Consider the following 15,978-nt stretch of genomic DNA (forward strand, 5'->3'; position numbering starts at 1 on the left):
CATTATTGGAGGGGAAACGGATGTTAACCGCACTTTCAATTCGCAATTTGGCTGTCATTGAGTCGGTGCAGCTGACTTTTCGCCAAGGTTTCCATGTATTAACCGGCGAAACCGGGGCAGGGAAGTCGATCATTATCGACGCGCTTAGCCTGATCGCCGGCGGGCGGGGATCCGCGGAGCTCGTGCGCTACGGCTGCGACAAGGCGGAAATCGAAGCGTTATTCTCGGTTGCCGCCGATCATCCGGTATGGGAAGTTCTGGACAAGCTCGGTGTGGAAGCTTCACCGGATGAGGATATGATCATTAGAAGAGAAATTACCGCTCAAGGCAAAAGCTCCAGCCGAATTAACGGCCAGCTCGTCAATTTGGCGATGCTGCGCGAGGTTGGCCAGCGGCTTGTCAACATTCATGGCCAGCACGAGCATCAGTCGCTGCTGCAAGCGGATGAGCATATCGAATGGCTAGATTTGTTCGGTGGCCGTGCGATTGCGGAAGCCAAGGAGCGTTACGAAGCCTCCTTCGACAAGCATGCGGGTATCGTCAGGCAGCTTCGCGACCTGCAGGAGACAAGCAAGCAAGCGCTTCAAATGCTTGACCTATACCGGTTTCAGGCTGAGGAAATCAGCGCCGCCAAATTAAAAATCGGCGAAGATGAATCATTATCGGAAGAAAAGCGCAAGCTAGCTAATGCGGAAAAATTGTACCAAAATGCTTCAGACGCTTATGAAGCCGTTTACGGAGCTGGCAAAGGGCTCGATACGATTCGTAAAGCGTTCCAGCGGGTACAAGATATCGCCGCGCTCGATGCATCGCTCGCACCGCTCGCGGAGCAGATGCAGTCCGCTTTTTATCAGTTGGAGGATGCCGCATATCAGCTTCGCGACTACCGTGACGACGTGGAGTTTAATCCCGGCCGTCTCGACCAAATCGAGCATAGGCTCGATCTGATCTCTTCCCTGCGCCGCAAATACGGGGATAATGTCGGCGAAATGCTGGCGTATTTGGACAAAATCAACAATGAGCTTGCTCTTATTGAAAATAAAGACGAATCGCTACACCGTCTGGAGAAAGAAGCGGAGGAGGAGCGGGTCAAGCTTGTCGAGCTTGCCTTGTCGCTGTCTTCGCTGCGCAAGCAAGCCGCGACCCAGCTTGCCGCGCAAATCGAGTCGGAGCTTCGCGAGCTCCATATGGAGAGAACGAGAATGGGCGTCCAAATCGATCGTATTTCGGATGCCTCGGGCGTCGACATCGACGGCACTCGGGTGCGATTGACGCGGCAGGGCTGCGACAACGTCGAATTTCTTATCTCTCCGAACCCCGGCGAGCCGCTTAGGGGGCTCGGCAAAATCGCTTCAGGCGGGGAACTGTCGCGCATTATGCTGGCGATGAAGGCGATATTCGCCCGCATGGACCGCATCCCCGTACTTGTTTTCGATGAGGTGGATACGGGTGTCAGCGGACGAGCTGCGCAGGCGATCGCCGAAAAGCTGTCTTTGCTGTCGACCAGCTGTCAGGTGTTCTCGATCACGCATTTGCCTCAGGTCGCCTGTATGGCCGACGTTCATTTCCTTATTCAGAAATCGGTGGAAGGGGAGCGTACGTTTACCAGGGTTCATGATCTGGGCGAGCAGCGCCGCGTCGAGGAGCTGGCCAGAATGCTCGGGGGCGTCGAGGTTACCGAAACGACGCTTCATCACGCTCAAGAAATGATCAAGCTGGCCGACGGCAAAAAAGCGCAAATGATCAGCTAAAGCAAATGTCCGCCGCTGAGAATGACACGCAAGAAAGCAAGAAATGAGCTGTCGTGGCAGGTTTTATACAGTTATAAAAGCATGGGGGCGGGGTTACCTTATAGGTACGCAATTGGCGATCATGTTTCGCCAGCAGTGAAGGCAGAAGGAGCGTGAACCCGCTTGTCATCCAGAAACCGTAAAAGATGGATTGGACTCTTGCTCGTCTTCTTTGTCGGCATGATTACGATCTCCGCCCCTTTTCAAAGCTATGCTTCCTTTCCGCATGAATTACGCATTTTTACAGGCCAGAACAAACAACTGCATTTATCGATGCCGGTCAGCGCGAAGGTTATTGTTAAGGATCCGAATATCGTGCATGTCAACGGCTCCGACAAGCAATCCTTCCGGGTTAATCTGAAGGATCCGATTCATTTGCAAAGCGAGCAATCGGGGCAAACGGAAATGCAATTGAAGCTGTTCGGAACTATCCCGCTCAAAAATGTAAAGGTCAAAGTGCTGCCTGATCTGAGGGTGGTTCCCGGCGGCCAAACCATCGGCGTAAAGCTGAAATCAGCCGGGATATTGATCGTCGGCCATCATCTGGTCACGATAAAAGAAAACAAAAAAATATCGCCCGGAGAAGAAGCGAAAATTTTGGTCGGCGATATGATCATGAAGATGAACGGGACGGCTATCAACGATGTGACCAAAGTGTCGGACATCGTCAACCGGGCGGGGGAAAGCGGCAAGCCGCTTGAGCTGGACGTTCTTAGAGGAGGCGAAACCTTGAAAATTTCGCTGCAGCCTGCCTATGACGTTGCGGACAAAGCTTACCGATTGGGGCTATACATCCGCGACTCGGCTGCCGGTGTCGGTACATTGACCTTCTTTGCGCCCGATCAAGGGGTATACGGGGCGCTCGGGCATGTCATATCCGATATCGACACCCAAACGCCGATCGTTGTCGGCAGCGGCGAAATCGTTCATTCCAACGTTACCTCCATCAGCAAAAGCCATAACGGGGAGCCGGGCGAGAAACGCGCACATTTTGCCAACGAGAAGAAAGTGCTGGGCAGCATCGAGAAAAATACGCCATTCGGCATTTTCGGGAAAATGATTCACCAGCCCGATCACAGTGTCACGAATGAAACGATTCCCGTGGCGCTAGCCGAGGAAATCAAAGCGGGACCGGCGCAAATTTATACCGTAGTAAGCGGACAAAAAGTCGAGAAATTCGATATTGAAGTCGTGCATATCGCCAAGCAGGATTTCCCGGCTACGAAGGGACTCGTCATTAAAATCACCGATTCCCGGCTTCTTGATAAAACCGGAGGAATCGTTCAAGGAATGAGCGGCAGCCCGATCATCCAAAACGGGAAATTGATCGGTGCGGTAACTCACGTATTCGTCAACGACCCGACAAGCGGATATGGCTGCTTTATCGAATGGATGCTTCAAGATGCGGGAATCATGCTCAAGAAAGAAACGGATGAGCAACTGAGGGCTTCTTAGCCTTCGGTTGTTTTTCTTGCATCGGTTATTTTGCCAAGAAAGCAGGTCGAATTTCTTGTAATTCTTTTCGAGTTTTTGTCGAAATCTGTTGATTTATAAACAAAAAAATTATTATAAAGGATTTTTCAAAAAAAATAAAGAAAAATAATTTTCGACAGAAGGAATTTCTGTTCAGTTGTCGAAAATATATCAAGGTGAATGTAAATAATCGTAAAAAAAGGGAGGCAAGCCGAAATTGCAAAAGATTGAAGTACTGCTTGCGGATGATAATCGCGAATTTATTAATTTATTGTCAGAGTACATCGATGAACAGGACGATATGATGGTTGCCGGTGTTGCGTATAACGGTAACGAAGTGCTTCGTTTCATCGAACAGCAGCGCAAAGTGCCGGACGTTCTGATTCTGGATATCATTATGCCTCACCTTGACGGGCTAGGCGTACTCGAGAAGCTGCGCGAGGTCAACATGTCGCCCCAGCCGAAAATCATCATGCTGACGGCATTCGGTCAAGAAAACATCACGCAAAAAGCGGTGCAGCTCGGTGCATCTTATTACATATTGAAACCTTTCGATATGGAAGTGCTTACGAATCGCATTCGGCAGCTAGTAGCCGGCAATCAATCGATTACTTCTTCGGTCAGCAGCCCGACAACGCATCATAAAGCCAATGTCGTGCCGCTTTCCAAGGGCCGCAACCTGGATGCCAACATTACGAGCATCATTCACGAGATCGGCGTACCCGCTCATATTAAGGGCTATCAATATTTGCGCGAAGCGATTACGATGGTGTACAACAACATCGAAATTCTTGGCGCCATTACGAAGACGTTGTATCCGGCCATCGCCGAGCGCTACAAAACGACGCCTAGCCGGGTCGAACGCGCCATCCGACACGCCATCGAAGTCGCCTGGACGCGCGGCAACATCGACAGCATCAGCCATCTGTTCGGTTATACGATCAATATCTCGAAAGCGAAACCGACCAATTCCGAGTTCATCGCGATGGTCGCGGATAAGCTGCGGATTGAGCATAAGGTGAGCTGAGAGGAATAGCGGTAAGGCTTTGAACGTGTCAATGTCAATTGCAGGGATGGCTATAACTATCGGAATGTAAAACCAACTAATACCACTTGTTTATTGGTTATCCAAAACACCAATAAAGGAGTGGTATTTGTTGTTTACAAAGGAGTAAATATACACTCCTCCTTCTCGGGTGTTGTTATGCTTAATGCCCAACTCCTCATATTTCCCAGACCGATCGGAGGATTATCATCAAACACGAAAAGATTCCATGTACCATTAGGATCCATCCCCGTTAAGTTGCTAAGCGCAACAGACAGAGAGGTTGGGGGCGCAGGAGCCGGGAGATTTTCTGGGGGGGTATCAAAATTGCTTGGCTTAAACGTGCCAGACACAATTTGCGTTTCATCAGGAAGAAAATTTGCTGCATTATCGTCAAATGTCAATGTCACGTTTACGATAGCGTTCACACCTCCCGCATCTGACATGAGCATGGTATTCGTACCATCTGGTCCGACGAGCAGAATATCAAGATCATCGGGGTTGGTATGAGTTAATTCAACAAGCGTTGCCGTCACCTTCGTAAGAGGACCCGTCAATCCCGAGACGGTTATCGGTGACGGATAAGGTACGGCATTACCTCCTGGTATGAGGAGTAATTCTCCGTTAAAAAAATTAAATGAGCTGCTTGGGAATCTGGTACAGACTCGTCTGGAAGGACTAAGGGTTAGTATGGGATTCAGGGGCGGGCATTTCACTTTCACGATTTTCTTTTTCACGATAACAGATCTTTTTTTCTTCTTTCGCGGACACACGATAATTGTTTTCTTGTGACATTTTTTTGTTTTCTTAGCCGGACATCCCATCCGCAAACCACCTCCCTGTACATATAACGCATAACATCTTACGTGTAGCGTCAGAGAGAGGGTTGGACAGATATCTAAATAGGGGATAGACTGGAATCTAATTATTTCGAAAATAGGTGATCTATTATTCGGAGATCATAACAATGAAAAACCCGCATGTGATGTTGGCTGCCACTAGCCAGCATCACATGCGGGTTTTTCGTTTATTATTATCGTTTCGATACTACCAAATGCTGCCTATATGTTTTATACTAACATTTGCATCTAGAAGACATAAACGGGGGGACTTTGGCAGTGAAGGCTTTATGGACTTTTGTATTTGTTTTGGCAGTTGCTGTGTTTATCTTGTGGTTTGTCTTTCAAGAACCGGCACCGGAGAAACCGATATCCGCACCCACACCGAAAGCCGAGACTCCTTCTTTGGAGATTGTTGAAGAAGCGGAGAGCATCGTCTCTTATTCGCTATCGAAACAAAAGGATCAAGCGGAAATGGTGAAAATAATAAAGGCGGTGACAGTCAAAAATCCGCATGCTTTCCCGGTAAGCATCTCTTCTATGCACGCCGAATATTGATAAAAATGGGAAAAGCATCAAAAAAGACGACTATTTTGGAAGAGCGATACCGCGTACGCTTCAACCGGGCGAAGTCGCTCATATCGGGGATTACGAATACTTGAGCGGGATTGGGTTTGCGGAAGATTACGGGAAATCCAAAGTGAAATTTTCGGTTTCTCGAGGGAGTGCCCTAGCATACACGATGCTTACGGCTTCGAACTATCGGATGAGCTTCAAAGATGCGGATGGAGGGATATCCCAGTCTTTCAACATTCAAACATCGTTCAAAAACGAGACTGCAGCAAATGTCGATACCGATAAACTGGACGTTATCGTTTATGTGTTCGACAAGTCCAACAAGCTTATCGGGGGCTTCGACTACCGTCCTTCGGGAGTTACAACGCGTATTCGCCCGGGCAACCAATATGATATGCGGATTGAAGGTCCGTTGTTGTCGCATGAGCTCGCTGCGGGGATTGGCTCCGTTCAAGTGTTTGCGGGGTGCGCTTGTCAACAATAAAGTTCGGAAAGGTGGCGTTCGACTCGTCGAAGCGCCCGAAAAAGCCGCCAAATGCATTAGAAAAGGAGCCGTTGCGCGCGGCTCCTTCTTTCTTATATTTCTCCGAAATTCATATAGCGTATGCTTTCAATCTTTACCTGCAGCAAGCCGGACGGCGTTTCAATCGCGTGCCGTTCATCGGCGGCGCCGAGCAGCAGATGACTCCCGATCGGCGAGAGGAACGATATGCGGTTCCGGTTCGGATCGGCGTTCGACGGGAACACGATGACGTATTCATCTACCTCGTTATCGTCCAAATACCGAATCTGAACTTTGCTTCCGATTAGAGCAATCGAATGAAGCGTTTCCTCCGAGAAACTTGGCAGCAGGCCATTCAAGGCTGCAGCATATTTCACCAGCAGCTGCTCGGTTTTCGTCCGCTCGCTGCCGTTTACGGGAATGTATAAATCGAGAAAATGGCTTACTTCTTCATCAAAATAAACAAGCTGTTTGATCAGCTGCGTTTTGGCACCCGTTAGACTATGGTTCATAGAAGATTTCTCCTTCTAGGTGCTGATCCACGACTGCTATCCTTCTGTCCCAAATGTTGTTCATGCACGTTCCTCCTAATGAATAAATGAGACCCCGGATAGGAGCCTCTTACCCCTTATAGTAACAGAATTAGGCAGAATGTCTATCCCGCCCCCATTCCATGAAAAAGCCGGAGCGGACAATCCGCTCGCGGCGCTCTTTTGCGTTATTTTATGATCGAATCCAGAACGGATCGAATCGTACTTGCCGGAATGGCGAAGCCGATTCCTTGCGCTTCTGCGCTTACGGCCGTGTTGACGCCGATCACTTCGCCGTTCCTATTAAGCAGCGGACCGCCTGAATTGCCGGGGTTAATGGCCGTATCCGTTTGCAGCAGGTGCTCGTAGTCGCGCGTTCCGTTGTCGTCCGGTATGGTGATCTTACGTTCCGTCGCGCTGAGCACGCCAGTCGTAAGCGTATAGTCTAGATCGTAGGGGTTCCCGATGGCGGCAACGGATTCGCCGATTTGCGTTTGGTCGGACTCGGCAATGGTAAGAGCACTGAACGGCCGGTCTCCCGATATTTTCAGAATCGCCAGATCCAAATCATACCGGCTCTCGATGACCTGGGCTTGAAAGGGTTGGTCGAAGCCCTGAACCAATACCATAATTTCGTCAGCTCCGTCAATGACATGCTCATTCGTGACGATATAGCCCGACTTTTCATAAATAAAGCCGGTGCCCGTGCCGCTCGTTTGCGCCTGCTGCCGGAAACCGCCGGTACGGGCGTTGACCTTCGCTTCGATTTTGACGGTCGCAGGACCAGCTGCCGATGCGATCGCATGATACCCGCCGTTAGCGTTTAGGCTGAGAGAAGCCGTCGTGACGCCGTCGGCAGCGGGATTTCCCGCAGCAGCCGACGGGGAAGAGGCTGGGGCTTCACCGGAGTTGTTAAACTTGGCGGCGATAAGCATAAAGCTACCTATAAAAAGCGCCCCTGCCAAAAAGGCTGGGACCACAACGGCCATTTTTTTACGGGGCGTTACGTCGGTCGGTCGATGATCTTCCATGATGAAAACCTCCTTGTGTTTGCCTGACACAACCGATTATGAGGGCTCAACCTTAAAAGAACATGATATTGGGCTGAGCATTTCCTGAAAGCAAATGCTGGAAATCACATCGAATGCAGGATGAAGAGCTGTCAGATACATCGTTACCGGAAACGAAGAAGAAGCCTCTCCCGACTGCATAAGCAACCGGGAAGAGGCTTTTGTTGTTTACGGACAATCGGGCGTTTATGCTATGATTCCTCGGAAAGCTCTTTGAGGGACTTGACTTTGCCGTGAGGATGCGGAGTTTGCTTGCGGATTTTATCTTCATTTTCACGGCGCCGCTTGGATTTGCTCATGGATGAAAGGCTCCTTCGACTTAGGATTGGGAAGTCCGAGTTTATAAATGCTGAACGTCCTGGTGAGCCTCAGCCAGATGCTCTTCCAGCTGCTGAACCTGCTGCTCGTCCTGCCGGGAGGCTTCCGCCTTCAGGTAGGTTTGCGCTTTTTCGGCGGTTAGTTCGATTTGCTCGGCTTGCGCGCGGACGGTTGCCATTTTTTGAGGATCGGCGGTTTTCTCCGCTTGCTCGAACGCTTCCTGGGCAATATTAGCCTTCTTGATCGCCTCCGTGGCGTCGTGCTTGGCGCGTTCGATTTCGGCTTGGTGCATATCGTGCTTCGTCATTTTATGCGGCGCTCCTTTCCGTCGGATACGATTAATGAATACGGCATTTGCTGCGGATAAAATGAATTTGATTCCGAAGCCGGTTTAGCTGCTCCTGCTCTTCTTGACCGGGATTCGATCCGGCCTCCATGGATTCCAGTTGCTGAATCAGCTCATGCAAATCATCGCCGGCATTGGCGCAGTCATAATCGCTTTCCAAATTGTTCAGCATGTTGCATCTCCTTTACGGTTGAGATAGGGTTAGTCGGGCTCCATTCCGGTCGGCGGATCCATCGCATCCCGCGAAAAAACGGCAAATGGGGCGAACGGCATAAGGGACGCGACTACGAATTTATTATTCGATCGGCCTTTGCGTTCCTCCTCGGCTTTAATCTCAGCCGCTTCCCCTTCGGTCAGGTGCTTTTCCCCGTTCGTATAAATCGCTTCAAGCGCCTTGATTTCCTCGCGATCCATCGGCTCCCTCCTTTCGTGCCGAGTCGGAGAGAGGATACTCTGTCTTGTCGGCATTTTTATGGGGCATGATTAAGGTTCCCGTTTTCGGACGTTTTTAAAAAGATAACTTTTCGCATGAACGTATTTATTGACCGCGTCTTGCATGAAATCGTTGGCAATTAGGGAAAATAGCCGTATTAGGGGACAAGTTGGTCCGAAACGGGGGGCGTTGCTCGAATGGCCGTCATCAATCAGCAAGGCGAGATTTTCCCGCTTAGCGGCATCATTCGCGCCGGAAAAGTAACCAAGGAGCTGCTGCGCCGAAGTGCGGCTAACGAGGTGCTCGTCATCGCTCATCGCGATTTGGACGAAACAGCGGCCATTCAGCTTCTGGAGGCGAGACCGAAAGCGGTCGTAAACGCTGCTGCATCGTTAAGCGGCGCATTTCCGGCCAAAGGGGCGCTTCATTTGCTGAAAGCGGGCGTACCGCTGCTGGAGGTACCTGCCGATGCTTTCGATAAGTTCCAAGACGGGGGGAGCGTGGAGATCGATCGTCATGAAATTCGGTTGGGTGGATGCGCTATAACCTATCATGCGGTTACGTTGGATCGCTGCGCGCGTGTCTACGAACGGTCGGCCGCACGGATGGACAAGCTGCTGCTCGGTTTTGTCGCCAATACGCTTGCTTATGCCGAACTTGAACTCCCTGCAGTCGTCAAAACGCATGAAAGTCCGCCGCTCCTGACACCGATGACCGGCAGGCCGGTCGTCGTCGTGTCCCGGGGTAACGGCGCTCTCGCTGATCTATTGGCCCTCGGGGATTTTATCCGGGAGCGGAAGCCCGCCCTGATCGGCGTGGATGGGGGCGCGGACCTTCTTCGTAAAGCGGGGTATTCGCCGGATGTAATCGTTGGCGATATGGACAGCGTCAGCGATCGCTGTTTACTAAGCGGTAGCGAGCTTGTCGTCCATGCCTACACGGACGGAACATCGCCCGGACAATCACGAGTCAGGGCTCTCGGGCAGCCTGCCTATGAGATGAGATCGCCGGGAACGAGCGAAGATATGGCGCTGCTGCTTGCGCATGGAGCGGGGGCGGAACTGATCGTAACCGTCGGGCTGCACACGCATATGCTCGAGTTTCTCGAGAAAGGGCGCAGCGGTATGGGGAGCACGCTGCTTGTCCGGATGCTGCTTGGCGGCAAGCTGATCGACGCTAAAGGGATAAGCGTGCTGTTCAAGCAAAAAAAGAGAGGGCCGCTATGCGACCGACCGTTACCGTAATCATTCCGGCATGGAACGAAGCGGACCGTATCGGGGAAACGCTGCAAGCGCTCCGCGATCATAAGCAAGATGGGGAAGACGACGGCTGGGATGAATTGATCGTCGTGGACGACGGCAGCTCGGACGATACGTACCAAGTCGCTCGGACCTATACGAATTTGTTGATTCGCCATCCCCGTAATAAGGGCAAAGGATCGGCGATGGAAAGCGGCTTTCGGATGGCGAAGGGGGATATCCTGCTGTTTCTGGACGCCGATTTGGGCCGCTCTGCGGCACACGCTCACCGCTTGCTTCAGCCTGTCCTGCAGAATCAAGCGGATATGACTATCGCCGTATTTCCCCGCCCGGCACGCCGCAGCGGTCTCGGCTTACTTAAACGGCTGGCTTATGCCGGCGTATACCGGCTTAGCGGAAGCAAGCTTCAAGCCAGCTTATCCGGGCAGAGGGCGGTCAGGCGCGAAGTGCTTGACAGTTTGCCGCGTTTCGAGAGAGGATTCGGCGTAGAAGTGGGCCTTACTGTCGATGCGGCCAGAAAAGGATTCCGAATCAGCGAGGTCGAGCTGCCGCTGACGCATCGCTACTACGGCAACGACATGTCGGGATTACTGCATCGGGGCAAGCAGCTATGGAGCGTGGCGGCAACTTTTTGGCGGAAAAGGAGGGAGGAGCGATGACGGCAGAGGCGTTGATAAGGAGCGGCATGGCTTGGTCCCCCATAACTGTTCTTCAACAAGCTAGCGACGCCGGCTCATTTCTGCTGCCAGCGGGATGGCTGCGCATAGCGGTCGTTGCGGGGGGATGCGGCGCATACGTCCTTGGCGGTTACGCTTTACTGAAGGGGATCATTCGTCTTCACGAGCGGCACGGCGTCTGTTCGATCAATTACCGCGGCGATCGAATCGCGACCGGCTTGGGCATTTTTTTGTGGAGCATGCTGGCGATCGGAACGTTCCTGTATGCTGCCGGTGAGCAAATAAACGCGTTATGGTTCGGTGCTTCTGGCTTTCGCTATGCCCCGGACTTTCGCTATGCGCTTAGGTACTTGTATGTTCTATGCTTAAGCGGCGTCTTTGTGGTTGGCTGGGTGGACGATAGGTTTGGGGACATGAAAGTGAAAGGGCTGTCGGGCCATGCAAGGAGGCTGCTGCAGGGGGGATGGACGACAGGTTTGTCGAAAGCGGCGATTGGCGTCATGCTAGCCGCCGTTTTTGCGTTTGCGGCAGATCGGACTTGGGGGGAAAGGCTGTTACATATTTTGCTCATTTCTCTGGCGATGAATGCGGTGAATTTGCTGGATTTGCGTCCGGGGCGCGCTCTCAAGCTTTATTTGATAGGCGCCGGCCTGCTGCTCGTTTGCGCTATGGGCAGGCATATGACCGGGCAGTGGTTGGCGCTGTTCTATCCGTTATCGATGGCCGTCTTGCTGCTGCTGCCTTCGGATTTGCGGGGGAACGCGATGCTGGGCGACTGCGGCTCCAATATGCTTGGTTTTGCTCTTGGCTGCGGATTGGTCGTCTTTACGGATAGCGGAGTGCAAATTTCCGTCGTCGTTCTGCTAATTCTCATGCATCTCGCCGCGGAGCGGGTGTCGCTGACGGCAGTCATAGAACGCCATACATGGCTGAATTGGCTCGACCGTTTCGGAAGAACGGAAAAATAACGGGGAAGCGGGAACTTTCGGCGTTGTGCGTTGTCTAATGGTTGAGGTGATTGGATGGAGCTCGACTATTTGAAGTACGTGGCGTCCAGCGATAACCCGGAAGCGATCTTGCAGCAGTTGATGGAAGCGCATGGTCAAGACGTTTGGCATTATGCCTATACGATCGTGAAACGGACGGAGGCGGCCGACGATATAGCGCAGGATGTCTTTCTGAAGGCGTACCGGCAGCTTTACGCGTTTCGCGGAGAGTCTTCCGTAAAAACGTGGCTGCTTACCATAACGAGAAACACGGCGCTCAATTACGTCAAATCGGCCTTTATCCGCAAGGTGACGCTGCTCGGCTTTCGCGATCCGGGCACGATGCAGAGATCCGCGGAGCAGGAAGCGCTCGAAAAGCTGCGATTGGGCGAAATATGGGGCGCCGTATTCGCTCTACCGGGCAAATATCGCGAGGTTATCATTCTGGATGCCCATTACCGGCTTTCGATTCGGGAAATGGCGGCGATGCTGAACGTTTCCGAGGGGACGGTCAAATCGCGTCTGCACCGGGCAAGGGCGAAAGCGGAACGGATGCTGCGGAAAGGGGATACGCCATGAGCGAACGTCACAACGAAACGTCTCGGACAAACGAACCGGCCTGGTATGCGGATCTGCGCGCCAAACCCGAAATCGGTCAAGGCTTCTCTAAGGAGCTTAGGTTTGAAATCCGCCATAAGGCTATGCAATCGGACCAAAGAAGCAAGAACCGGCATCGATATAGGGTAGGCGCTTCCGTTCTGCTGTTGGTCAGTCTTGTCGCTTCGGCTCTTTGGTTTTGGGGGGCGAACGGCGGGACGATGCAGCCTCCGGGCAACGGGAAAGCGCTTCAGGGCGATCAAGGTTCAGGCTGGGAGCCGCACCGGGAAATTTGGAGCGGTGGCAAAAAGGTTCTAGAAGTATTTCCGGGAGGGGATTACACGGCCGGCAAATATAACGGCAGCTGGTGGAACTTGTACCTGCCGTTCGAGCAAGTGAAGGATAACCGGATCCGGATTGAGGCGATTCATAAGGAAAGCGGCTGGAAGCAGCCGGAGCTGGAGGAAGCGGTGTTTTCGGCGAAAGGAATGGAATATAAACGGCAGGACGGCTCGAAAGAAAGCTTTTCGCGCATCGGAACAAGTTTTTCACTGCCGCTTGCGGGCATTTGGCGCTTCGACGTCTTTCTTGACGGCAAGTTATTGGGCGATGTTGTATTTGAGGTGCCCGACGCACCATGGACGCTGAGCCCGTCCTTTCAGTCCGGCGCGTATACGTTCCGGGGATTGGAAGGTAAAATCGGCTTTATCGACCCGAGCTTTAAGGCCGGTCAGCCGAATAAGGCGATCTGGCATTTATGGGGGAAGGAAGCTGAGCTTAAGGGCGGCTTGACGGTATTCGGTATTCGACAAGGCCAATCGAAGCCGGTTCAGCTCTTCGGATCAAGCGAAATCGGGGGAGCTCTTAACGGAGCTGACGCAAGCGTCGTTTCGTCACTGACGATGCCGGAGAAAGGACTATGGCGCCTGATGGCCTATATCGATGGGAAGCTGTTCGGCAGTGTTGTCGTCGAAGTTAAAGAATGAGGAGGGCTCCTCCGTCACGAATCAAAAAGACACCCGCAGGGGTGTCTTTATTATGAACGATTCGCGCGATCATGCCGACTTCATTCATTCCGGGTATCGGCTGCAGCAGGCATGTCGATCCAATCGGTGGCCCAATTCCCGATTTCGCTAAAAAGGGGAGCCATGGCTTTGCCTTTCGCAGTGAGCGAATATTCGATTCGCACCGGTATTTCCGGATAGACGTCGCGGTTAATGATGCCTTCGGCTTCCAGTTCCTTAAGCCGCTCGGAGAGAACCTTGCCGCTCAAGTTCGGCAGCGCATGCTCGATTCCGACAAAACGCTGCGGGCCGGATAGCAGCTGAAAGACGATCAGGGCCGTCCATCGTTTGCTCAACAGATCGATCGCCTTCTCAAACCGAGGGCATAATGACGAATGCTCCATGCTCATCACCTCAATTCGTATGGCTTTATTATACGCTTAATCAAGTTGGTAAACAACCTTACCGAATAAAATAAAATATATAAAAGAAATTATATTACAAAAAGTTAGTTTAAAAAATAAATCTCGGTCAAAGAAAAAAGCGCTCCTGCGGGGCGCTTTCGGTTTAACGTCTGCTGCGGCGGTTGGCTCGGAAACGGGGGGCGACATAGTTGCGCTTGCGGTCGCGGAAGAAGGTCCAGCCGCCGATAAAGGCGATGCCGATCGCAAAAAGCACAAAGCCTAGGGCGAATTTTCCCCATAGGATGTGCGGGTCGGATTCCGGAGGGCCGAATTGGGCGAAGAACGCATCTTTCATCGCTAAAAATCCGTAGGTGGCGGCTAAGCCTGGAATGACTAATATAATGGCGGCAATAAAACGGCCAAGGGTAACTTTCATACTCCATTCCTCTTTCTGCTGATATTGTTGCCAAACGGGAAGAATCGCCCCGCGCTAGACGGTTTTTGGGTGTATTTACAGATCAATCTTATGATACTAGGCTTGGCCGCATCTGTCGAATCCAAATGGCCGCAGGAGGGCAAAAAACGCGCAAGCTTGCATCATGTTCACATTTTATACTATATTTTCGGTGTGAACTAAGGGTAAAATAGGGGAATAATCGTTTACGGAAGCGAGGAATGCGATCATGTCCAAAAAATATGAAGTCGTTATATTAGGCGGTGGCACCGGAGGTTACGTTGCGGCTATCCGCGCTGCGCAGCTGGGGAAAACCGTCGCTATTGTCGAGCGGGACAAGCTGGGCGGCACTTGCTTGCACCGCGGTTGTATTCCGAGCAAAGCGCTGCTGAGAAGCGCCGAGGTGTACGCGCATGTGAAGCGGGGCGACGAGTACGGCATTTCGGTAGGCGAAGCGTCGATCGATTTTACGAAGGTGCAGTCGCGCAAGTCGGGCGTCGTGGAGCAATTGCACAAGGGCGTCCAGTTTTTGATGAAAAAAAATAAGATCGACGTCTATAACGGCGTCGGCCGGATTATTTCGCCTTCGATCTTCTCGCCGCAAACGGGGCAAATCAGCGTCGAGCTTGCGGACGGCGAGCTGGAGCTGCTTATCCCCGAAAATTTGATTATTGCGACGGGATCGCGTCCAAGATCGCTTCCGGGTCTTGAGTTCGACGGCGAGCGGATCCTATCCAGCGACGATGCGCTGCTAATGGAGAACCTGCCCGAGTCCATGCTGGTCGTCGGCGGCGGCGTGATCGGCGTGGAATGGGCGTCGATGCTGAACGATTTCGGTGTTCAGGTGACGATCGTCGAGTATGACGAACGGCTTGTTCCGAAGGAGGACGAGGACGTTTCGCGCGAGCTGGAACGGCTGCTCAAGAAACGCGGCGTCAAAGTGCTGACGAAGGCAAAGCTGCTTGCGGAGACGGTTTCGGCTGGCGACCAAGGAGTTACCGTTCAGGTTGATCATAAAGGTACGGTCGTAGACCTGAAAGCCGATAAAATGCTGGTCAGCGTCGGCCGTCAAGCGAATGTGGAGCGAATCGGACTGGACACGACCGACGTTGTCGTGGAACACGGCTTTATTAAAGTGAACGAGCACATGCAAACGGCGGAGTCGCACATTTACGCGATCGGCGATGTTACGGGAGGTCTGCAGCTTGCGCACGAAGCTTCCCACGAAGGAATCGTCGCCGTCGAGCATATAGCCGGGCAGCATCCGCACCCGCTGCAGCGGCATTTGATCGCGCGCTGTATCTATACGCGTCCGGAGACGGCGAGCGTCGGCTGGACGGAGAAGCAGGCGAAGGAGCAGGGCTTCGAGGTCAAAACGGGAAAAATTTCGTTCAAGGCGCTCGGTAAAGCGTTAGTGTACGGTGAAGCCGACGGCTTTGTAAAAGTCGTTGCGGACAGCAAGACCAATGATATTTTGGGTGTGCACATGATCGGGCCGCACGTAACCGACTATATTTCGGAAGCGGCGCTAGCCCAGCTTCTCAATGCGACGCCTTGGGAGGTCGGGAGCCTCATACATCCGCATCCGACGCTGTCGGAGGCGCTGGGAGAAGCGATGCTGGCGGTTGACGGCAAAGCGATCGGCGTTTAGGAAAAGGGAAATAGGTCTAGGACT

At 52.3% G+C, this 15,978-nt stretch carries 20 protein-coding genes; 11 read left to right on the plus strand and 9 right to left on the minus strand.

Annotated features, from left to right (window positions below; genetic code table 11):
- Positions 1-20 precede the first annotated feature (20 nt).
- From recN to spo0A, 3 genes are all read left to right on the plus strand, one after another.
- Entirely contained in the window at positions 21-1,751 is a 1,731-nt protein-coding gene (gene recN / locus ACKGJP_RS15190) for a DNA repair protein RecN (protein WP_409346459.1), read from the plus strand.
- A 162-nt stretch (positions 1,752-1,913) separates the two neighbouring features.
- Positions 1,914-3,245, plus strand: a complete 1,332-nt coding sequence (gene spoIVB / locus ACKGJP_RS15195) for a SpoIVB peptidase (protein ID WP_409346460.1) — start codon at positions 1,914-1,916, stop codon at positions 3,243-3,245.
- A 235-nt stretch (positions 3,246-3,480) separates the two neighbouring features.
- Positions 3,481-4,290 (plus strand): sporulation transcription factor Spo0A, encoded by an 810-nt coding sequence (spo0A, locus tag ACKGJP_RS15200; RefSeq protein WP_409346461.1) that lies wholly within the window; start codon positions 3,481-3,483, stop codon positions 4,288-4,290.
- Between the two features lie 134 nt (positions 4,291-4,424).
- Here the strand turns inward: spo0A and ACKGJP_RS15205 are convergent, their stop codons facing one another.
- The gene (locus tag ACKGJP_RS15205) at positions 4,425-5,132 is read right to left on the minus strand and encodes a proprotein convertase P-domain-containing protein (RefSeq protein ID WP_409346462.1); all 708 of its coding nucleotides are present in this window, start codon (positions 5,130-5,132) and stop codon (positions 4,425-4,427) included.
- 294 nt (positions 5,133-5,426) lie between these two features.
- Here ACKGJP_RS15205 and ACKGJP_RS15210 point away from each other — a divergent pair, with 294 nt between their 5' ends.
- Both ACKGJP_RS15210 and ACKGJP_RS15215 read left to right on the plus strand, forming a co-directional pair.
- On the plus strand, positions 5,427-5,705 hold the full coding sequence (locus ACKGJP_RS15210) for a hypothetical protein (RefSeq protein WP_409346463.1): 279 nt from the start codon (positions 5,427-5,429) through the stop codon (positions 5,703-5,705).
- A gap of 100 nt (positions 5,706-5,805) precedes the next feature.
- Positions 5,806-6,207: a hypothetical protein gene (locus tag ACKGJP_RS15215; RefSeq protein WP_409346464.1), complete on the plus strand. Its 402-nt coding sequence runs from the start codon at positions 5,806-5,808 to the stop codon at positions 6,205-6,207.
- Between the two features lie 92 nt (positions 6,208-6,299).
- Here ACKGJP_RS15215 and ACKGJP_RS15220 read toward each other — a convergent pair whose 3' ends face one another.
- The 6 genes from ACKGJP_RS15220 to ACKGJP_RS15245 form a co-directional block, all read right to left on the minus strand.
- Positions 6,300-6,737 (minus strand): GreA/GreB family elongation factor, encoded by a 438-nt coding sequence (locus ACKGJP_RS15220; RefSeq protein WP_409346465.1) that lies wholly within the window; start codon positions 6,735-6,737, stop codon positions 6,300-6,302.
- A 206-nt stretch (positions 6,738-6,943) separates the two neighbouring features.
- Positions 6,944-7,786 (minus strand): S1C family serine protease, encoded by an 843-nt coding sequence (locus ACKGJP_RS15225; RefSeq protein WP_409346466.1) that lies wholly within the window; start codon positions 7,784-7,786, stop codon positions 6,944-6,946.
- A 230-nt stretch (positions 7,787-8,016) separates the two neighbouring features.
- Complete coding sequence (locus tag ACKGJP_RS15230) at positions 8,017-8,124, minus strand: DUF6254 family protein (protein ID WP_409346467.1); 108 nt, start codon at positions 8,122-8,124, stop codon at positions 8,017-8,019.
- 41 nt (positions 8,125-8,165) lie between these two features.
- Positions 8,166-8,450: a hypothetical protein gene (locus ACKGJP_RS15235; protein WP_409346468.1), complete on the minus strand. Its 285-nt coding sequence runs from the start codon at positions 8,448-8,450 to the stop codon at positions 8,166-8,168.
- Between the two features lie 31 nt (positions 8,451-8,481).
- Entirely contained in the window at positions 8,482-8,661 is a 180-nt protein-coding gene (locus ACKGJP_RS15240; RefSeq protein WP_409346469.1) for a DUF2524 domain-containing protein, read from the minus strand.
- Positions 8,662-8,690: 29 nt separating this feature from the next.
- Positions 8,691-8,903 carry a hypothetical protein gene (locus tag ACKGJP_RS15245; RefSeq protein ID WP_409346470.1) on the minus strand — a complete coding sequence of 71 codons (213 nt, stop codon included), beginning with the start codon at positions 8,901-8,903 and terminating at the stop codon, positions 8,691-8,693.
- A 216-nt stretch (positions 8,904-9,119) separates the two neighbouring features.
- Between ACKGJP_RS15245 and steA the strand changes: the two genes are divergently transcribed.
- The 5 genes from steA to ACKGJP_RS15270 are packed head-to-tail and all read left to right on the plus strand — an operon-like array spanning position 9,120 to position 13,427.
- The gene (gene steA, locus ACKGJP_RS15250) at positions 9,120-10,166 is read left to right on the plus strand and encodes a putative cytokinetic ring protein SteA (RefSeq protein WP_409346471.1); all 1,047 of its coding nucleotides are present in this window, start codon (positions 9,120-9,122) and stop codon (positions 10,164-10,166) included.
- Positions 10,145-10,840, plus strand: coding sequence for a glycosyltransferase family 2 protein (locus ACKGJP_RS15255; protein ID WP_409346472.1), 696 nt, complete (start codon positions 10,145-10,147; stop codon positions 10,838-10,840). Before steA ends, ACKGJP_RS15255 begins: the two co-directional genes overlap by 22 nt.
- Positions 10,837-11,826: a hypothetical protein gene (locus ACKGJP_RS15260; RefSeq protein ID WP_409346473.1), complete on the plus strand. Its 990-nt coding sequence runs from the start codon at positions 10,837-10,839 to the stop codon at positions 11,824-11,826. The genes ACKGJP_RS15255 and ACKGJP_RS15260 overlap by 4 nt, the downstream gene beginning before the upstream one ends.
- Before the next feature lie 54 nt (positions 11,827-11,880).
- Positions 11,881-12,423 carry a sigma-70 family RNA polymerase sigma factor gene (locus ACKGJP_RS15265; RefSeq protein ID WP_409346474.1) on the plus strand — a complete coding sequence of 181 codons (543 nt, stop codon included), beginning with the start codon at positions 11,881-11,883 and terminating at the stop codon, positions 12,421-12,423.
- Positions 12,420-13,427 (plus strand): DUF4871 domain-containing protein, encoded by a 1,008-nt coding sequence (locus tag ACKGJP_RS15270; RefSeq protein WP_409346475.1) that lies wholly within the window; start codon positions 12,420-12,422, stop codon positions 13,425-13,427. The genes ACKGJP_RS15265 and ACKGJP_RS15270 overlap by 4 nt, the downstream gene beginning before the upstream one ends.
- An 80-nt stretch (positions 13,428-13,507) precedes the next feature.
- On the opposite strand, the gene ACKGJP_RS15275 is transcribed toward ACKGJP_RS15270, so the two are convergent.
- Positions 13,508-13,849, minus strand: a complete 342-nt coding sequence (locus tag ACKGJP_RS15275; protein ID WP_409346476.1) for a winged helix-turn-helix transcriptional regulator — start codon at positions 13,847-13,849, stop codon at positions 13,508-13,510.
- Positions 13,850-14,012: 163 nt separating this feature from the next.
- A complete protein-coding gene (locus ACKGJP_RS15280) occupies positions 14,013-14,285 on the minus strand; it encodes a DUF2627 domain-containing protein (protein WP_409346477.1) in 273 nt (90 codons plus the stop codon).
- A gap of 247 nt (positions 14,286-14,532) precedes the next feature.
- Here ACKGJP_RS15280 and lpdA point away from each other — a divergent pair, with 247 nt between their 5' ends.
- Positions 14,533-15,954: a dihydrolipoyl dehydrogenase gene (gene lpdA / locus ACKGJP_RS15285; protein ID WP_409346478.1), complete on the plus strand. Its 1,422-nt coding sequence runs from the start codon at positions 14,533-14,535 to the stop codon at positions 15,952-15,954.
- Positions 15,955-15,978: the final 24 nt, after the last annotated feature.

Origin of the sequence: Paenibacillus litoralis (assembly GCF_046244365.1) — a bacterium.
In the GTDB taxonomy this organism is placed as follows: domain Bacteria; phylum Bacillota; class Bacilli; order Paenibacillales; family NBRC-103111; genus Paenibacillus_V.

Bases quoted from the DNA above. Each gene is read 5' to 3' on its own strand.
- recN (WP_409346459.1), top strand. From the start codon at position 21: ATGTTAACCGCACTTTCAATTCGCAATTTGGCTGTCATTGAGTCGGTG.
- ACKGJP_RS15205 (WP_409346462.1), bottom strand. From the start codon at position 5,132: ATGGGATGTCCGGCTAAGAAAACAAAAAAATGTCACAAGAAAACAATT.
- ACKGJP_RS15220 (WP_409346465.1), bottom strand. From the start codon at position 6,737: ATGAACCATAGTCTAACGGGTGCCAAAACGCAGCTGATCAAACAGCTT.
- ACKGJP_RS15225 (WP_409346466.1), bottom strand. From the start codon at position 7,786: ATGGAAGATCATCGACCGACCGACGTAACGCCCCGTAAAAAAATGGCC.
- ACKGJP_RS15230 (WP_409346467.1), bottom strand. From the start codon at position 8,124: ATGAGCAAATCCAAGCGGCGCCGTGAAAATGAAGATAAAATCCGCAAG.
- ACKGJP_RS15235 (WP_409346468.1), bottom strand. From the start codon at position 8,450: ATGACGAAGCACGATATGCACCAAGCCGAAATCGAACGCGCCAAGCAC.
- ACKGJP_RS15240 (WP_409346469.1), bottom strand. From the start codon at position 8,661: ATGCTGAACAATTTGGAAAGCGATTATGACTGCGCCAATGCCGGCGAT.
- ACKGJP_RS15245 (WP_409346470.1), bottom strand. From the start codon at position 8,903: ATGGATCGCGAGGAAATCAAGGCGCTTGAAGCGATTTATACGAACGGG.
- steA (WP_409346471.1), top strand. From the start codon at position 9,120: ATGGCCGTCATCAATCAGCAAGGCGAGATTTTCCCGCTTAGCGGCATC.
- ACKGJP_RS15255 (WP_409346472.1), top strand. From the start codon at position 10,145: ATGCGACCGACCGTTACCGTAATCATTCCGGCATGGAACGAAGCGGAC.
- ACKGJP_RS15260 (WP_409346473.1), top strand. From the start codon at position 10,837: ATGACGGCAGAGGCGTTGATAAGGAGCGGCATGGCTTGGTCCCCCATA.
- ACKGJP_RS15265 (WP_409346474.1), top strand. From the start codon at position 11,881: ATGGAGCTCGACTATTTGAAGTACGTGGCGTCCAGCGATAACCCGGAA.
- ACKGJP_RS15270 (WP_409346475.1), top strand. From the start codon at position 12,420: ATGAGCGAACGTCACAACGAAACGTCTCGGACAAACGAACCGGCCTGG.
- ACKGJP_RS15275 (WP_409346476.1), bottom strand. From the start codon at position 13,849: ATGGAGCATTCGTCATTATGCCCTCGGTTTGAGAAGGCGATCGATCTG.
- ACKGJP_RS15280 (WP_409346477.1), bottom strand. From the start codon at position 14,285: ATGAAAGTTACCCTTGGCCGTTTTATTGCCGCCATTATATTAGTCATT.
- lpdA (WP_409346478.1), top strand. From the start codon at position 14,533: ATGTCCAAAAAATATGAAGTCGTTATATTAGGCGGTGGCACCGGAGGT.